Origin of the sequence: Vibrio sp. Vb1755 (assembly GCF_033338635.1) — a bacterium.
GTDB lineage: Bacteria > Pseudomonadota > Gammaproteobacteria > Enterobacterales > Vibrionaceae > Vibrio > Vibrio alginolyticus.
Window position 1 is genome coordinate 18,878 of sequence record NZ_JAWOTA010000028.1, and the last position, 16,784, is coordinate 35,661.

Annotated in this window: 10 protein-coding genes; 2 read left to right on the forward strand and 8 right to left on the reverse strand. The window is 46.5% G+C overall.

Annotated features, from left to right (window positions below; genetic code table 11):
* Nucleotides 1–68: 68 nt before the first annotated feature.
* Both R7E00_RS18970 and rluA read right to left on the reverse strand, forming a co-directional pair.
* Entirely contained in the window at nt 69–1,031 is a 963-nt protein-coding gene (locus R7E00_RS18970) for a D-2-hydroxyacid dehydrogenase (RefSeq protein ID WP_170894148.1), read from the reverse strand.
* Nucleotides 1,032–1,134: 103 nt separating this feature from the next.
* Nucleotides 1,135–1,887: a bifunctional tRNA pseudouridine(32) synthase/23S rRNA pseudouridine(746) synthase RluA gene (rluA, locus tag R7E00_RS18975; protein ID WP_054575320.1), complete on the reverse strand. Its 753-nt coding sequence runs from the start codon at nt 1,885–1,887 to the stop codon at nt 1,135–1,137.
* 342 nt (nt 1,888–2,229) lie between these two features.
* On the opposite strand from rluA, the gene R7E00_RS18980 reads away from it, so the two are divergent.
* On the forward strand, nt 2,230–3,495 hold the full coding sequence (locus R7E00_RS18980; RefSeq protein WP_054575321.1) for an NRAMP family divalent metal transporter: 1,266 nt from the start codon (nt 2,230–2,232) through the stop codon (nt 3,493–3,495).
* A gap of 107 nt (nt 3,496–3,602) precedes the next feature.
* On the opposite strand, the gene rapA is transcribed toward R7E00_RS18980, so the two are convergent.
* Nucleotides 3,603–6,512: an RNA polymerase-associated protein RapA gene (gene rapA / locus R7E00_RS18985; RefSeq protein WP_025767610.1), complete on the reverse strand. Its 2,910-nt coding sequence runs from the start codon at nt 6,510–6,512 to the stop codon at nt 3,603–3,605.
* Between the two features lie 561 nt (nt 6,513–7,073).
* Here rapA and R7E00_RS18990 point away from each other — a divergent pair.
* Nucleotides 7,074–8,450: a PhoH family protein gene (locus R7E00_RS18990; RefSeq protein ID WP_005381133.1), complete on the forward strand. Its 1,377-nt coding sequence runs from the start codon at nt 7,074–7,076 to the stop codon at nt 8,448–8,450.
* A gap of 66 nt (nt 8,451–8,516) precedes the next feature.
* On the opposite strand, the gene tldD is transcribed toward R7E00_RS18990, so the two are convergent.
* From tldD to R7E00_RS19015, 5 genes are read right to left on the reverse strand one after another with little or no spacing between them, the layout of a single operon-like run.
* On the reverse strand, nt 8,517–9,962 hold the full coding sequence (gene tldD / locus R7E00_RS18995; protein ID WP_206949688.1) for a metalloprotease TldD: 1,446 nt from the start codon (nt 9,960–9,962) through the stop codon (nt 8,517–8,519).
* An 11-nt stretch (nt 9,963–9,973) separates the two neighbouring features.
* A complete protein-coding gene (locus tag R7E00_RS19000; protein WP_104979749.1) occupies nt 9,974–10,795 on the reverse strand; it encodes a carbon-nitrogen hydrolase family protein in 822 nt (273 codons plus the stop codon).
* A gap of 33 nt (nt 10,796–10,828) precedes the next feature.
* On the reverse strand, nt 10,829–14,710 hold the full coding sequence (locus R7E00_RS19005) for a YhdP family protein (RefSeq protein WP_225455786.1): 3,882 nt from the start codon (nt 14,708–14,710) through the stop codon (nt 10,829–10,831).
* Nucleotides 14,711–14,722: 12 nt separating this feature from the next.
* Entirely contained in the window at nt 14,723–16,192 is a 1,470-nt protein-coding gene (gene rng / locus R7E00_RS19010; RefSeq protein ID WP_005381138.1) for a ribonuclease G, read from the reverse strand.
* An 18-nt stretch (nt 16,193–16,210) separates the two neighbouring features.
* On the reverse strand, nt 16,211–16,780 hold the full coding sequence (locus R7E00_RS19015) for a Maf family protein (RefSeq protein WP_170894152.1): 570 nt from the start codon (nt 16,778–16,780) through the stop codon (nt 16,211–16,213).
* Nucleotides 16,781–16,784: the final 4 nt, after the last annotated feature.

Below are 16,784 nucleotides of genomic sequence, written 5' to 3' on the forward strand. Positions count from 1 at the left end.
CATTCGATTTAAACGCAAAAAGCAGACGTCAATGTCTGCTTTTTTTATCTTTGGTTTTACAGTCAGCGTTACACTAAGCGATTAACGCGGTCTCCGCGCTCGAAAGCGTTAATGTTCTCAATCAAGATTTCCGCTAAACGTTGGATAGATGAGTCGCTGCCCCATGCAACATGCGGTGTCAGTAACAAATTAGGTAAACTCATATTGGCAATCAGCGGATTGCTCTCATCAGCCGGTTCTTGTGTAAAAACATCAAAACCAGCCGCTGCAATTTCTTGCTGTTTTAAGGCATCCACCAGTGCGCTCTCATCCACCAAACCTCCACGCCCTGTATTAATCAAAATGGCGTTGGACTTCATTTGTTGCAACTCTGCTTGACCAATTAAATTCTGAGTATGATCGTTGAGCGAGCAATGCAAGGTCAGCGCATCGGAGCGTTTTAATACTTCCTCAAACGACACATAACCTGGTCTACATTCTGCCGCCCCTTTACGCTCAGAAAACAAGACGGTCATTCCTAACGCTTGAGCCAGATTCGCCGTCGCTTGCCCTAGTGCCCCACTACCAACAACACCTAACGTGCTACCACCAATATCCCCGATTGGGTGAGTAAAAAAACAAAACTGCTGGTTACGCTGCCACTCACCTGCGGCAATATCTTGGTGGTACCCAAATAAATTCCGTCTTAAAGCGAATAACATTGCCATCACGTGCTCGGGCACCGAACGCGTCGCGTAACCACGTACATTAGCAACCGCAATATCATGATTAGCACAGTAGTTCACATCGACGTTGTTAAAACCAGTTGCGGCAACCGCGATCATCCGTAATTTTGGTAGTTGCTCTAATACATGTTGGTCAAGCAGGACTTTATTGCTAATCACGATATCGGCATCGGCTAACCTTTCTATTACCTGCCCAGGCGCAGTTAGGTCGTACTCACGCCAGTGGTGCGGAAAGCTAGGTCGTGGGATCTCAATATGTTCTGGGATGGTCGCTCGGTCTAAAAATACGATGCTTGGCAAAGACATAACAACTCCTTGTTCACGGCTGAAAGACAGGATACATCAACCACAGTAACGAAATAGCCAAAAATAGCGAACTAGAAAGAACCGTTGTTGAGTGCAATTGGCATTAAGGGTGTGGCAACGTTTTATAATCAGGCAATGTACGCTCTGGCGAAAAATAGTTAAAGATCATCGCCTCGGCTTCAGAATAAAAGTCACAGGGTACAAAAATACTGCTCAGCTGACCCGTAGCTGGATGATAAAAACTTAGCTCCGCAGCGTGCAACTCTAAACGTTCTGAAAACTGATACGCCTCTTCGCTTGCATAAAACTCATCACCCACAATCGCATGACCAATCGCCATCAAATGCACGCGTAACTGATGCGATCGACCAGTAATGGGCAGTAGTCGCACAACGGTCGTATGGGTGCCATCAGGGTGCACTTCACGCTTCACTACTTGGAATAAAGTTTGAGATGGTTTGCCGTCGTCAAAACATACTTTTTGTCGTGGACGATTTGGCCAATCACAAATTAATGGAAGATCAATATTCCCTTCTTGCGGCTCAACATGCCCCCACACACGTGCGTAATACACCTTGTGAGTGAGGCGATATTGGAACTGCTTTTTTAATGCTCGCTCCGCGGGTTTGTTTTTCGCCAGCAACATCAACCCTGATGTCGACATATCCAAGCGATGCACAACTTGAATTTCTGGATGCAACTCTTTGAGGCGGCTCCACATGCTGTCGTAATGCTCTGCAAGGCGACCAGGGACAGACAGCAGCCCTGATGGCTTATTCACTGCCAGAATGTCGTCATCCTCAAAAACGATATCAACCCAAGGGTCGGTGGGAGGGGTATATTCAAGCATTGCCATGGGAGATCTCTACAAAATAAAAACGCCGCGATTATATACCCAAATAGCACCCAGATGCAGGATTCTGAAGAAAAGTTCAACCCAATAAAACAAAGTCAATCCTTTAGCATAAAAACTAAAAATAGCACGTTGTAAATTTAGTTTGACAACAAGACGCATAACTGAATAGAGTGCTAGATGCACACAGCATGGTATTCGCAAAGAATACTTAAAATAAATACACCAAAACACAGCATTTAAAAGACATTACCGTTGCGCAGTATAGGGCGATCGCTCAGCTTGTCATGTACTGCGGTATGTATCTCTTTAGAAAGATACATAAGATAAAAAGGACAATAAGCAATGGACTCCGCCGTTATAGATAAACCCCAATCCAAACTTTCCTTATTTTTTCGTTCGCTAGGCCCCGGCATATTAATGGCATCTGCTGCGGTCGGTGGCTCTCACCTCGTGGCATCAACCAAGGCTGGTGCGATTTATGGTTGGCAATTGGCTGCACTGATTCTGCTCGTAAACCTGTTTAAATACCCTTTTTTCCGAGCGGGCGTACAGTACACCATGGGGACAGGGCTGACCTTGGTTGAGGGCTACGCGAAATTAGGTCGGCCTTATCTATGGCTATTTCTATTTCTGAGCGTGGTATCGGCCGTCATCAATACCGCCGCTTTGTTGATGTTTAGCGCTAGCTTGCTGGGCTACTTCATTCCGTTTTCACTATCAATGGCATCACTCAGTATCATTGTGATTGTCACCTGCCTGATTATATTATTTGCTGGCCATTACAAAGCGCTCGATACGCTATCTAAGGTGATCATGTCGGTGTTAACCATCGCGACTTTACTCGCTGTTTCTATCGCCGTTGGTAACCCTGTTGAGCAAGTAGCCAACTTCGAGCCGCCATCACCTTGGTCTATTGCGGCTATTGGTTTTATCGTCGTGACAATGGGGTGGATGCCTGCACCGATTGAGATCTCCTGTTTAACCTCAGCGTGGCTAAAACGCCAATCAAGCCAGCAAGAAGTAACATACCGCTCTGCTCTATTTGACTTTAATGTCGGTTATATTGGCACGGCGTTTCTTGCCATTATCTTTGTATCGCTAGGCTCTTTGATGCTTTATGGATCTGGCGTTGCGCTTGAAAGTTCTGGTGTTGGCTTCTCCCACCAATTGGTTGGCTTATATGCGGCAACGATTGGCGAATGGTCTCGTTACTTGATCGCGGTAATTGCGTTTTTCTGTATCTTTGGCAGCACGATTACCGTTATTGATGGCTATTCGCGCGTTATTTCGGATTCTCAACGCCTACTGCGCTCGCAACCAGACACTAACCCTAAAACCACTTCAGCGATCATGCTGGTAGTCTCCTTACTTGCATTGGGTATTGTGGTTTTCTGGGCTTCTGCGTTATTGCCTATGCTGAACTTTGCGATGATCCTCGCCTTTATGACCACGCCATTCTTTGCTCTGCTAAATTACACCTTAGTGAGCAAAACTGAGTTACCGGAGCCTTTGGCTGTTGGACCTAAACTAAAGTGGTTATCGATTGCGGGCCTGATTTACTTGTTTGGCTTCTTGGCTGTGTTTATCTGGTGGAAGTGGTTGATGTAAATGAGGTAGCTATCAGTGATTAATGCATTCCGCATAAAGAAACTAAACCGTAAATAAAGAAAAAGGTCTTCAACTGAAGACCTTTTTAATGAGCAATAAATACTTACTTAGTTGTGGCTCACCACAATCAAACGCAGCGAGTCGAGCTGAACCTGAGCTTGGTTGATGTAACCAGTGAGCTCTTTAATTTGTGCGTCGATAGCTTCAATTTCTTCGTCACGAATATTTGGGTTCACCGCTTTCAGTGCTTGCAAACGCTCAAGCTCTGCATTCAAACTGTGCTGCATATCTTGATGAGCTTGTTTGCGTACTTCTTCAACCTTCTCTTCAATAAGAACATCACCGGCTTCAATTAAGCGGTGTACATCTTTCTGTACCGACGTAACCAACTTGCTACCTAAGTGACGGTTTACAGGGCTGAGCTGGCGGTTAAAGCTTTCAAACTCCACTTGAGCAGACAAATCATTACCACGCGAGTCCATCATTAAACGGATTGGCGTTTTCGGTAAGAAGCGCGCGATACCACTGCGTTTTGGCGCTTGCGCATCTACCGCGTAAATCAACTCAAGAAGAATAGTCCCGACTGGTAACGCTTTGTTTTTCAATAGAGATACCGCAGACGTCCCCACCCCTTCACTCATAAGAAGATCGATACCACCCTGGATCATTGGGTGTTCCCAACTGATAAAGTGCATATCTTCACGAGATAACGCTGTATCACGATCAAACGTGATCGTCGCTCCTTCGTATGGCAGACCTGGGTAGCTTGGCACCATCATGTGCTCAGATGGGGTCACAATCAGGGCGTTTTCACCTTTATCGTCTTGATTCAAGCCAATCGTGTCAAAAAGAGAAAGTGCGAAGGTGACCAGATTGGTATCGCCGTCAGTTGATTCAATTTTCTCAACGATTTGTTGTGCTTTTTCTCCGCCATTCGAATGCATTTCTAATAGGCGATCACGGCCTTGCTCCAATTGGGATTTCAGCTCTTTATTCATTTTTGCTGACGCTTCAATGATCTCATCTAGCGTGCTGGTATCACCAGAGGCAAGAATTTCAATCAGATCATCGGAGTACTTATCGTAAACAGCACGGCCTGTTGGGCAGGTTTCCGAAAAAGCGTTCAGGCCTTCATCGAACCAACGTGCTAGGATCGCTTGCGATGTGCCTTTCAGGTAAGGAACATGAATGTCGATATCGCGATTTTGACCGATACGGTCCAAACGACCAATACGTTGCTCAAGCAAGTCTGGGTTAAATGGCAAGTCGAACATGACAAGTTGGTTGGCAAACTGGAAGTTACGACCTTCAGAGCCGATTTCGCTACAGATAAGAACTTGTGCTCCACCTTCTTCTTGCGCAAAGTAAGCCGCCGCTTTATCACGTTCAAGAATCGACATACCTTCGTGGAAAACAGTGGCGCGGATACCTTCACGCTCACGCAGTGCTTGCTCCAATTGCAGCGCGGTACTCGCACGAGAAGCAATCACGAGGATTTTCTCGCTGCGCTTCTCTTTTACTTTTTCAAGCAACCAATTCACACGCGAGTCAAACTGCCACCAGCTCGCGTCATCGCCTTCAAATTCTTGGAAAATTTCTTCCGGGTAAAGGTTCTTCATCGCACGTGCTTCAGAACTCATCTTACCGCCAATCATCCCAGCAACACGCATTGATGTAGTGTATTGCGGTGGAATATCCATTGGCATCAGATGCACGTTACGCGTAGGGAAGCCTTTGATGGCCGCGCGCGTGTTACGGAACAGAACACGCCCTGTACCATGGCGATCCATCAAGTTATCGATCAGCTCTTGGCGTGCCGACGCTTTAGCTTCTTCGTCCGCTTCACTTTCGATAATGCGGAAAAGTGGTTCTACGTCTTGTTCAGACAATAACTCAGTGATCTGGTTTTTTGCTTCATTAGGTAGCTTTTCACCGGAAAAGAGTGAAGTAATCGCATCAGCTACGGGCGCGTATTGCTCTTCTTCCTCAACGAATGCTTCGTAATCATAGAAGCGGTCTGGATCCAACAAACGCAGACGAGCAAAGTGACTCTCACGACCAAGCTGCTCTGGCGTTGCAGTCAGTAGCAACACACCTGGAGTACGTTCAGCCAAGCCTTCTACCACTTGGTATTCACGGCTCGGTTTATCTTGGCTCCATTCAAGGTGATGCGCTTCATCAACAACCAGTAGGTCCCATTCACCTTCCAGTGCTTGTTCAAAACGCTTGCGGCTCTTGCGTAGGAAATCCAAAGAACACAGCACATATTGCTGAGTATCAAATGGGTTTTCTGCATCCGCAAAAGCTTCGATACAGCGCTCTTCGTCAAAGATAGAGAAATGCAGATTGAAACGACGCATCATCTCAACCAGCCATTGATGCTGCAGTGTTTCAGGCACCACAATCAAAATGCGTTCGGCACGACCAGACAGAACTTGTTGGTGGATGATCATGCCCGCTTCGATGGTTTTACCCAAACCTACCTCATCCGCCAACAAGACGCGTGGCGCGTGACGACGGCCAACTTCGTGCGCGATGTAAAGCTGATGAGGGATCAAACCTGCACGCATACCACATAGGCCACGCATTGGGCTCTTATGCTGCTCAAACTGGTTGGTTAGCGCACGGTAACGCAGAACAAAGTTGTCCATACGGTCGATTTGACCGGCGTACAACTTATCTTGAGGTTTGTTAAAACGAATTTGGTTGCTAAGGAAAATCTCACGCAGAACAACAGCGGTTTCTTGCGTGTCTTCACGAGTACCGAAATAGGTGTAAAGACCTTCATCTTCCAGTACTTCTTCTACTTTTAGAGACCAACCTTCTTGGCAATCGATGACATCCCCAACATTAAAGGTGACTCGGGTAACAGGTGCATCGTTACGTGCGTAAACTCGGTTTTCCTCTGACGCTGCAAACATCAATGTCACAGTACGAGCATCCATTGCTACAACGGTACCTAAACCTAAATCGCTTTCCGTATCGCTAATCCAGCGCTGCCCCAAAGCAAATGTCATGAATTGACTACCTCGTTATTAGTTCTTGATTCGTATTTCTTGTTGGTCTACTCATGCCCGTAGGCATGGATAATAGTTTAGATCTGATTCTGGCTTCTGCTATGCCGATAGCATTCGTCATTCCAGTATGAACTGAGTATTTTTTAAGCCAGCTCAACATGATAAATCGGACGTAGCCTATACGCAGAAAAAGGCCGCTAATCTTACTTGAAGCTGTGATTTAGGTCACGCCGAAACCGCACCAAGCAGAAACTTTTTTTCCCAAACTCTAAATGCAATCAAATTGTAAAATACTCATGCCAATTATTAAGTTGTAGAACGTAAATATTACGTATACTTCTAATGAGGGGCGTTTAAAACCATTGCATATGATTTAAGCGCGTTAGTACACGATTAGGATCAACACGGGTTTGCAGTAAGTTGTCTTGCTACTCGGTTGCACACTAGCCGACATCAGCCCGACAACCTCTATTGCAAGCAATCAGAGTTAGGTCACTTCACACCTATTTGGAAACGACCTAACAACTCGCATGCAGAGCCGTACTACGGCAAGGAGACGCTATGGGCGATACCGATCGGAAACTGTTTGTACTCGATACCAACATTCTTCTTCATGAACCCTTTGCCATCTTCTCTTTCCAAGAACACGATGTCGTTATCCCCATGACCGTGTTGGAAGAACTCGACCGAATCAAAGACAGTAAGCGCGACGTTGCAAGAGATGCGCGCGTGGCTATTCGCACCTTGGAAGATTTGTTTAAAGAAGCAACGCCAGATGAAATCTCTGAAGGCATTCCTGTTTCTAAAGACAACCCCGACCAGGGTACTATTTCCATTTTGGCGGATTTTGAACTGCAGGAAACCGTCAAAGCCTTCGCCGACAAAGCCGGTGACAACCGTATTCTCAACGCGGTGCTTTATCTGCAAAATAAACGTGCACCACGTGAAGTGGTACTGATCACGAAAGACATCAACATGCGTCTGCGAGCCAAAGGGGCTGGTGTACGCTTTGTTGAGGACTATAGAACCGACCAACTGATTGACGACATTCAATACCTAACCAAAGGCTTTCAATTGCGTGAAGGTGATTTCTGGAGCGGTATTGAGGAAGTAGAAAGCTATGCTCTGGGCGGAAAAACTTACCACAAACTCAGTCGCGAACCCTTCGACCCAACCTTTATCAACCAATACGTTATTGATGAAGACAGTGACTTTGCTGGTCGCGTAGAAACCATCAATGAAGACAAGCTAACACTTCTCGACCTGAGCCGCGAACGTCTAATGCATCGTAAGGCTTGGGACATCACACCTAAAAATATCTACCAGGGAATGGCGTTAGATGCCTTACTCGATCCAGAAATTGACTTGGTGATTCTAACGGGTGCGGCGGGTAGTGGTAAGACATTACTGGCAATGGCAGCAGCATTGGAGCAAACCATTGAAAAAAGCATGTTCGATAAAATTATCGTAACACGTAACACGCCAGATATCGGTGAATCCATCGGCTTCTTACCCGGCTCCGAAGAGGAGAAAATGATGCCGTGGTTAGCGGCGGTGACCGATACCTTGGAAGCACTACATAAACACGATCACTGCACTGAAGGCTCATTGAAGTACATCTGCGATAAAGCCAACATTCAATTTAAATCGATCAACTTTATGCGTGGCCGTTCGATTCAAAATGCGTTTGTACTGCTTGATGAGTGTCAAAACCTCACTGCATCACAAATCAAAACCATCATTACCCGCTGTGGCGAAGGAACCAAAATCGTCTGCTCCGGTAACTTGGCGCAGATTGACTCTCATTACCTCACCCCAGTGACATCAGGGTTGACGTACATGGTTGAGCGCTTCAAGAACTTTGAAGGCAGCGCAAATATTCACCTCAACGGCGTGGTTCGTAGCCGCTTGGCGGAATTTGCTGAAGAAAACCTGTAATTGACACCGACTCGCAAAGCAAAAGAGCGCTCTAATGAGCGCTCTTTTTATAACGATTCGACTGAGTTACTCAGTGCCACCCACTGTCAGTGAGTCCAGCTTCAAGGTCGGCTGACCAACACCAACTGGCACACTTTGACCTGCTTTACCACATACGCCAACGCCCTTGTCGATACTTAGGTCGTTACCGACCATAGAGACTTGCTGCATTGCTTCGATACCTGAGCCAATCAACGTCGCACCTTTAACAGGGCGCGTAATTTTACCGTTTTCAATCAAGTATGCTTCGGATGCAGAGAACACAAACTTACCCGAAGTAATGTCCACCTGGCCGCCACCAAAGTTTGGCGCATACAACCCTTTCTCGACCGTCGAGATTATTTCTTCTGGCGTATGTTCACCTGGTAGCATGTAGGTGTTGGTCATACGCGGCATTGGTAAATGTGCATAAGACTCACGACGACCGTTACCTGTTGGGTTCACACCCATTAACCGCGCGTTTAGCTTGTCTTGCATGTAACCTTTCAGCACACCATTTTCGATAAGCGTGTTGTACTGGCCGTTTACCCCTTCATCATCCACATTCAGTGAACCACGAAGGTCTTTTAACGTGCCATCATCGACGATGGTACACAGCGAAGACGTCACTTGTTGACCCATTTTGCCAGAGAAAACCGAAGATTCCTTCCGGTTAAAATCACCTTCTAGGCCATGACCTACCGCTTCGTGTAGCAACACGCCAGGCCAGCCAGAACCCAATACCACTGGCATCATGCCCGCTGGTGCTGCTTCTGCTTCAAGGTTGATTAACGCCATGCGAATCGCTTCGTCTGCGTAATGGAAAGCTTGTTTCACACCATTGCTTTCCGTTAAAAAGAAATCGTAACCGAAACGGCCTCCGCCCCCCGCACTACCGCGTTCACGTCGTTCACCTTTTTGTGCAAGCACACTAATAGACAAACGCACCAAAGGACGAATGTCGCCTGCATAAGTACCGTCTGTTGCCGCAACAAGCATCTGCTCATGCACACCGCTGATGCTAATCGAAACTTCTTTAATCAATGGTTCTTTAGTGCGGATGTAAGCATCTAGAGATTTGAGCAATTCTGTTTTTTGCTGCTTTTCCCATTCAGCTAGTGGATTCACAGCCGCGTAGTACGCTTGGTTTTCGGTGCGTTTAAACGCTTGGACTTTGCCATTTTTCCCTTGCTGAGCAATACCGCGCGCCGCCATTGCACTCTGCTTCAGGCCTTCAGGCTGGATTTGATCAGAGTAGGCAAAGCCTGTTTTCTCGCCAGTTACTGCACGGACACCAACACCACAATCAATGTTAAAAGAGCCATCTTTGATGATGCTATCTTCTAGAACCAGAGACTCATGCCAGCTGGACTGAAAGTAAATGTCCGCATAATCGATCTGGCGCGTCGCAATGCTGGCAAGCGTGTCAGCAATGTCTTGTTCTGTCAGACCATTTGGGGCAAGGAGTGCCTGTTCTATTTGGTTTGTGCTCATAGTTAGCTCTTTTATTTCCGTCTCAATTCATTTTGAAAGCGACTGTGTTGAGTCAGCGGCATATTCTGCCTTACTTGTTGGCTTTGTGACAAATCTATCTCTGTCACCAATAAGCCTACTTCATCCTGAAGCTGTTTATGGATACGTCCCCAAGGGTCAACGACCATTGAGTGTCCCCATGTTTTTCGTCCACATGGATGCGTTCCAGTTTGTCCGCTTGCCAAAATCCAACATTGTGTCTCAATCGCTCTAGCTCGCAATAATACTTCCCAGTGAGCTTGCCCCGTCACAGCGGTAAACGCAGCAGGCACCACAATGATATCCGCCCCTTCTTGACGTAATACTTTATAAAGTTCTGGGAAACGTAAATCATAACAAATGCTCAATCCAACACTGCCGATATCAGTTTCCGCAACGACTATTTGATTACCCGCCATAAACGTATCCGACTCACGATAACTACCATAACCATCGGCTACGTCGACATCAAACATATGCAGTTTGTCATAGTGAGCAATGCATTTACCGTGCGGCGGCAATACAAGTGTTGTTGTCGTGACACCTTTTGCGGTTTGAATGGGCATGCTTCCGACAATCAGTGTTAACTGGTTCTTTCTTGCGATTTCACAGAGCCGCTGTTGAATCATGCCACTGCCAAGTGGCTCTGCATGTTGATGATAAGCTTCGCGACTGGCAAATAGCACTGTATTTTCAGGAGTAAGGACAAGTTTGGCACCTTGCTTGCTCGCTAAAGCACACTGTTTTTCGATGAAGTCCAAATTCGCGTTAATATCCGGACCAGAAGTCATTTGAATAATGCCAACACGTTCCATGTGTTTCCTCCCTATTCCATTATATTCGGTGAATTATTTGGCCTGTTCACGCAGTTTTTCTGGTAGCTTGTATTCACCTTTACTTCGCGAAATTTCTTTCACCGTTGGTGAATCTAGTGGGCCTTTCACTTCATAATTGACTTGAGTGAAGACCTCAACCACCGGAGATATCACCGTAGAGATGGCCAAGACATACAAAGCAGTTTGAGGCGCAACGGCAAACGCGGTCAGCATTGGTAGGCCTGATGTGATGTCTGGTGTGAATTTCACTTCCGCATCAACCATTCTGCTGTTCATATTAGCGATGCCGCGGATTTGCATTTCCCCTGCTAACGCATCCATTACGATATCATTGGTGATAAACACACCGTCTTGGATTTTGCCCGTTCCCGTGATCGAGTTGAATGCCATGCCTTTATCGAATACGTCGGTAAAGTCGAGCTGCATCTTACGGATGATAGAATCCAAGCTAAACAAGCCTAACAAGCGTGCCGCACCACTAACTTCACTGATCACGCCTTTACCAAATTCCGTTGAGACGTTTCCTTGCAAGGTTTGTGTCTTCATTGACCAAGGTGCGCCGTCCCATTCCATATTGGCATTGATCTCAAATGGTGCTTGTTGAATGCCTGATGTAATACCAAAGCGCTCCATAAGATCGGTGTTGTTATCACCTTTCATTTTCATGGTTAAGTTGGAATGACTACTCTCTTTCGTCAGGTCCCACCAACCACTCATATCAATGCGGTTTTTGCCGCTACTAAAGGTGATATTTTTCCACTCCAAGCGGTTCTCGCGACGCTGCAAATCAACATTAACTTTGCCCACTTTGTAACCTTGCAGCCAAAAATCATCGATGTTCAAAGTTAAGTTTGGCATCTCTGCGTGAAACTTGCGGTCAAAATTGGTAATCAAAGGTGCGTTTTGATCTTCACTCGCAAAGATTGAACTGCGCTCTTTGGTCATCTCTTCAAACCCTGGGATGTACAGATGCAAGTGCTCTAGAGAGACCGATAGATCATAGGGTTTCAGATAGTTAGCTTTCCCTTTAACCTCTTGACTGTCCACATCGAGTTGCCAACTCAAATTTTTCTTGCTTGCTGAAAAACCCACATCATGAAACTCAATCCCACCGAGCTGTAAGTTTGGCGTTTCAACTTCAATGCGTGTCGGCAATGGAATGGTCGGCGTTTTCATGCTTGCCAAAACAGACGATGAAGGCTTGCTCTCAGAGACCTGCGCAAGCTCCGCCCATTGGTCTAAATTCAGTTCTTCGACACGCACCGAAGCATCGTGCCCGACAATAGGACTAATCCGGAAGCCACCTTTGCCAACCATTAAATGAGTCGCAGTCAGAACCGGGACATCGCCAGCGATATCTATCTCAGTTTGATACTTCACATTTGGGATCTGTAGTCGTGCTGAAATACTCTCTTGGTTGCCGGATGCTTGCAGTTTCGCTTGCCCAGACTCACCAATTTTTTTCGCTAAAGGATAAGGATATTGACTAGCCAGACGATTTAGCTGCGCCAGCACTTCAAGCTGATAAGTGAAACCAACATCATTGAGTTGCAAGTCAATATCCATTTGCCACGGCGCATGGCCAGAAACAAGGTTTAACCAACGCTCACCGACATAGGGTTTGAGCGGCTCGACATCCCAATCTCCTAGTGTATTAATTGTCACGTTGTAGCCTTGCTCCGCACTCTCTCCATGGAAATCAAGAGAGATAGGCTGTTGTAATAATTCGGCCGACAAACCCGATGTGGTAACCACATCATTGTCGAAGGTGATACGTCCTGTGGCGTTTTCAAGCGTCATTGGCGGCGCTTCAATATCAACACGATTTTCTGTTAAATCGGCATAACCCCAAGCGCGAGAGTCTTTCTCAAAATCAAACGGTATGTTGAGTTGAAACTCAGAGTAAACGGGCCCACTCACTTGCAGCGCTGTCAATGCGGCACCGACTGAATCCACTAATGGCGTCGCCATCATGTAGTCACGGACTTCATTACCCGGCGCGCTTGCTTTCGCTTCAATCTCGATGTGTCCACCTTCTGCCAACTCAGGGATTCGCCCAGTGATACGCTTGGCATGAACGCCATTTAGTGTGGCTGATTTTGAATCCAAATACATGGCATCATTTTCAAACAGCAAGTCTAGCTGCAAATCCGTGATGGTTGGCCATGCCGTATCAAAGCTAAATTTCGCGTCTTTTAATCCAACCCAAGCTTGGAACATGCCATTATGTTCTTTGTAAGGAAAATCACCTAACTCGCCATACCACAACAATTTCGCTGTGTTCACTTTACCGCCCTGAATCGCGGTCGAAAGATAGTCGGTCAAGTCTTGTCCAAGTGCCAGAGTCGGTAGATAGCGCCATGTCTCACCCGCGTTGTAGAGATCCGCTTCGGCATAGAACGATAAAAATGGGCTTTGTTCTTTTGGAAAATCAAGACGGAATGCCCCCAAGACTTGAAGATCAGGCGTTGCTGCCGTCACTTTATCCGCCCACAAGCGCCAACCCGCATCATCTTGCTGCCAGATAATATCGACTTCACCTTGTTTGATATTCAGCGGAGCTTGGAATACATCGCCGTACGGAAAGACATCATCAATGACGGTGACTTTTGCTTTAGCTTGATTCACATCCCCCGATACGCTGCCCTGTACGTGATGAAACCCGGGTAGGAGCTCCCATTGTGTCATCGCGAGTTCATCCAGTTCAGCCGAGTAGCGTAAGGTGTCTAAACCACCGTTCATTGACAATCGGACATCTTCGACCCGACCTTTCGGTGCTAGTTTGTTAATAAGGTCACTGGTCGACTCTGACTCTGGAGCCAGCTTAATGAGCGGAATGAGTGCTTCAATGTCGAGTTGAGAGAGATTAAGCATCCAGCCGTTTGGTTGCCAATCAAACGCGACGTCTAGCTCTGGCCAAGGGGTATTATCGGTTCTGATCTGAAGTGAGTGGCCATTTACTTTCCAGCCTTGTTTATCTGGTCGAAGATTGAAAATTCCAGACTCAATAAACAGCTCATGATGTCCATCTTCATTCCACACCAACTCGGAAGGCAGCAATTCAACATAAGCATCATGCGGTTGGCTATGTTTGAGCGTTAGCCAAGTATTTAAGCTGACTTTACCCGACTCTGCTCCTGACTCTTCTTGCATGTAAGTGGTCAGCCAAGGTGTGACCGAGACATCTTGAGCACTCACGTAAAACTCACCAGATACATCGCGCAACGAGCCATGATCTTTAAAGTTAGCGCTTACTAACAATGAGTTCAGGCGAACATCGGCAATGCTAACCGTGCCTTCGGCTACGTGACGTTTCCCTTGATTGCTCCAACGAAGCTGCTCAATATCTAAACGGCGAGTTTCACCAGACACCGACTTATACCAAATCCGTGAATCGCTAATAGTGAAGTCTTCGAACTGACGTAAAAGAAGTGAGTCGAGTTGGTCAATGAGTTTCACTTCGCTCTTATCCACTTCAGGCTTCGGATCTTGACGATGAGAAGTCGGCAGAATGTCTACCGTGTGAATGTCTAAAGCGAGGTTATGAATGGTAAGGTCTGCAACTACAGGTTTAAGTTGAAAAAGAGATTGAATAAGGTCGAACTCAATTTGGACTTCTTCAACAGCGAAGCGTGCATCTTGCACGTTTGGTAGATTTGCCTCTAAACCCAGTAACGCAATTGAGGGATGATTATTGCGCCACGTCCCTGCGACATTAGCAATAGAAACGTCAAAACCTGTGCCTTGTTTGACCCAGGTTTTGATCTCATCTTGGAAATGGTTAAGTTGCGGCAGTGTGACGCGAAGCGTGGTTACTAATATGGCTAATAACACCAATACAGTAACTAAACTCCACGCACAAAAACGCCCAAAACGGTTAACACCAGAATTCACAAATGTTCCAAATTACATCATTACGACGTCAAACTGTTCCTGAATGTACAGGGGTTCAGCCTGAACTCGCACTTGCTTGCCAATAAATACTTCGAGCTCTGCCAACGCATGAGACTCATCGCCCAATAGCGCTTCAGCAACAAACGGCGATGCGTACACGACAAAATTATCGGCGTCGTAAGCACGGTTCACACGAGTAATCTCGCGTAATATCTCAAAGCATACGGTTTCGACCGTTTTCACGCTGCCACGGCCTTCACAAGTAGGACAGCCAGAACACAAGATATGTTCAATACTTTCTCGTGTGCGCTTGCGCGTCATTTCAACTAAGCCAAGCTGGGTAAAGCCGTTGATGTTGGTTTTTACTCGGTCTTTCGCCAGCGCCGTTTCCAGTGAGGTAAGTACTCGCTGACGATGCTCTTCGGATGCCATATCGATAAAATCAATAATGATGATACCGCCGAGGTTACGTAAACGTAGCTGACGCGCAATAGCTTGCGTTGCCTCTATATTGGTATTGAAGATAGTCTCTTCGAGATTACGACGACCAACAAATGCACCCGTGTTGATGTCGATGGTGGTCATGGCTTCGGTTTGATCGATGATCAAATAGCCGCCCGATTTTAGCTCGACCTTGCGCTCTAAAGAACGCTGAATTTCGTTTTCGGTGTCGTACATGTCAAAGATTGGCTTGTCACCTTCGTAAAGCTCAAGCTTATCTGTTAACTCCGGTACATACTCAGAAGTGAATTCTTTCAGGTTCTCGTATTCAAGGCGGGAGTCGACCATGATCTTATCGAGCTCTGTGCCAACAAAGTCACGCAGAATGCGTTGAGCTAAGCCGAGTTCACCGTAAAGTGTTGAACGCGTTTTGTATTTTGAGCGACGCTCCATGACTTTTAGCCACAAACGCTTTAGAAATGCCGCATCTTGAGATAGCTCTTTTTCATCAGCGCCTTCTGCCGCGGTACGAATGATAAAACCACCGTGCTCATCGCAGTAATGGTTCACCACCTTTTTCAAACGCTCGCGCTCTTTTTCACTTTCAATACGCTGCGAAACACCGACATGGCTGGCCCCCGGCATAAAAACAAGATAACGCGAAGGTAAGGTGATATCCGTCGTTAAACGCGCACCTTTTGTGCCGAGCGGATCTTTGACCACTTGCACAACAATGTCTTGTCCCTGGCGTACCAGCTCAGAGATATCACGGACTTGAAACTGCTGTTTTTCGTTTTCTGCCACACATTCGGTATGAGGAACAATATCTGACGCATGTAAAAATGCCGCTTTATCTAAACCAATGTCGACGAAAGCCGCCTGCATACCTGGTAACACTCGGCTTACTTTGCCTTTGTATATATTGCCCACAATACCGCGACGCGATTCGCGCTCGATATGTATTTCTTGTAGTACTCCACCTTCAATCATGGCCACACGAGTTTCACTCGGGGTCACGTTAAGCAGCAATTCTGCACTCATGTGCACACCTCAAAACAATTATAAAAATTCTTGAATTAGCTGATCGGTTTCGAACAAAGGTAAGCCTACTACAGCGTGATAACTGCCTTCGATTCGGGTGACAAATCGCCCTCCGAGTCCCTGAATACCATAACTTCCAGCTTTATCGCATGGCTCTCCTGACTGCCAATATTGTTCGATTTCTTCGTGAGTCAGTGGTTTGAACCACACGTCAGTGGTAACGACCACTGAATGTTGTTGTTCCGATGATACAACGCTCACCGCAGTCATCACTTGATGACGACGACCCGATAAGTCAGTAAGCATACGCTTTGAATCTTCAAAACTTTTTGGTTTTTCTAGCACACGGTCATCGCATACTACGACCGTATCAGAGCCCAATACAACGGAATCAGGCTTAGCCAACGCTAAGCCTGCCTGAGCTTTTTCCAAAGAAAGACGCAACACGTAATCTCGTACTTGCTCATGAGCCTGTTTGGCTTCCTCAACATCAGGCAATACGATCTCAAAATCATAACCCAGTTGAGCAAGCAGCTCTTTTCTTCTCGGAGAACCCGATGCGAGAACGAGAGATAAGCTTTTCTTCACCGCT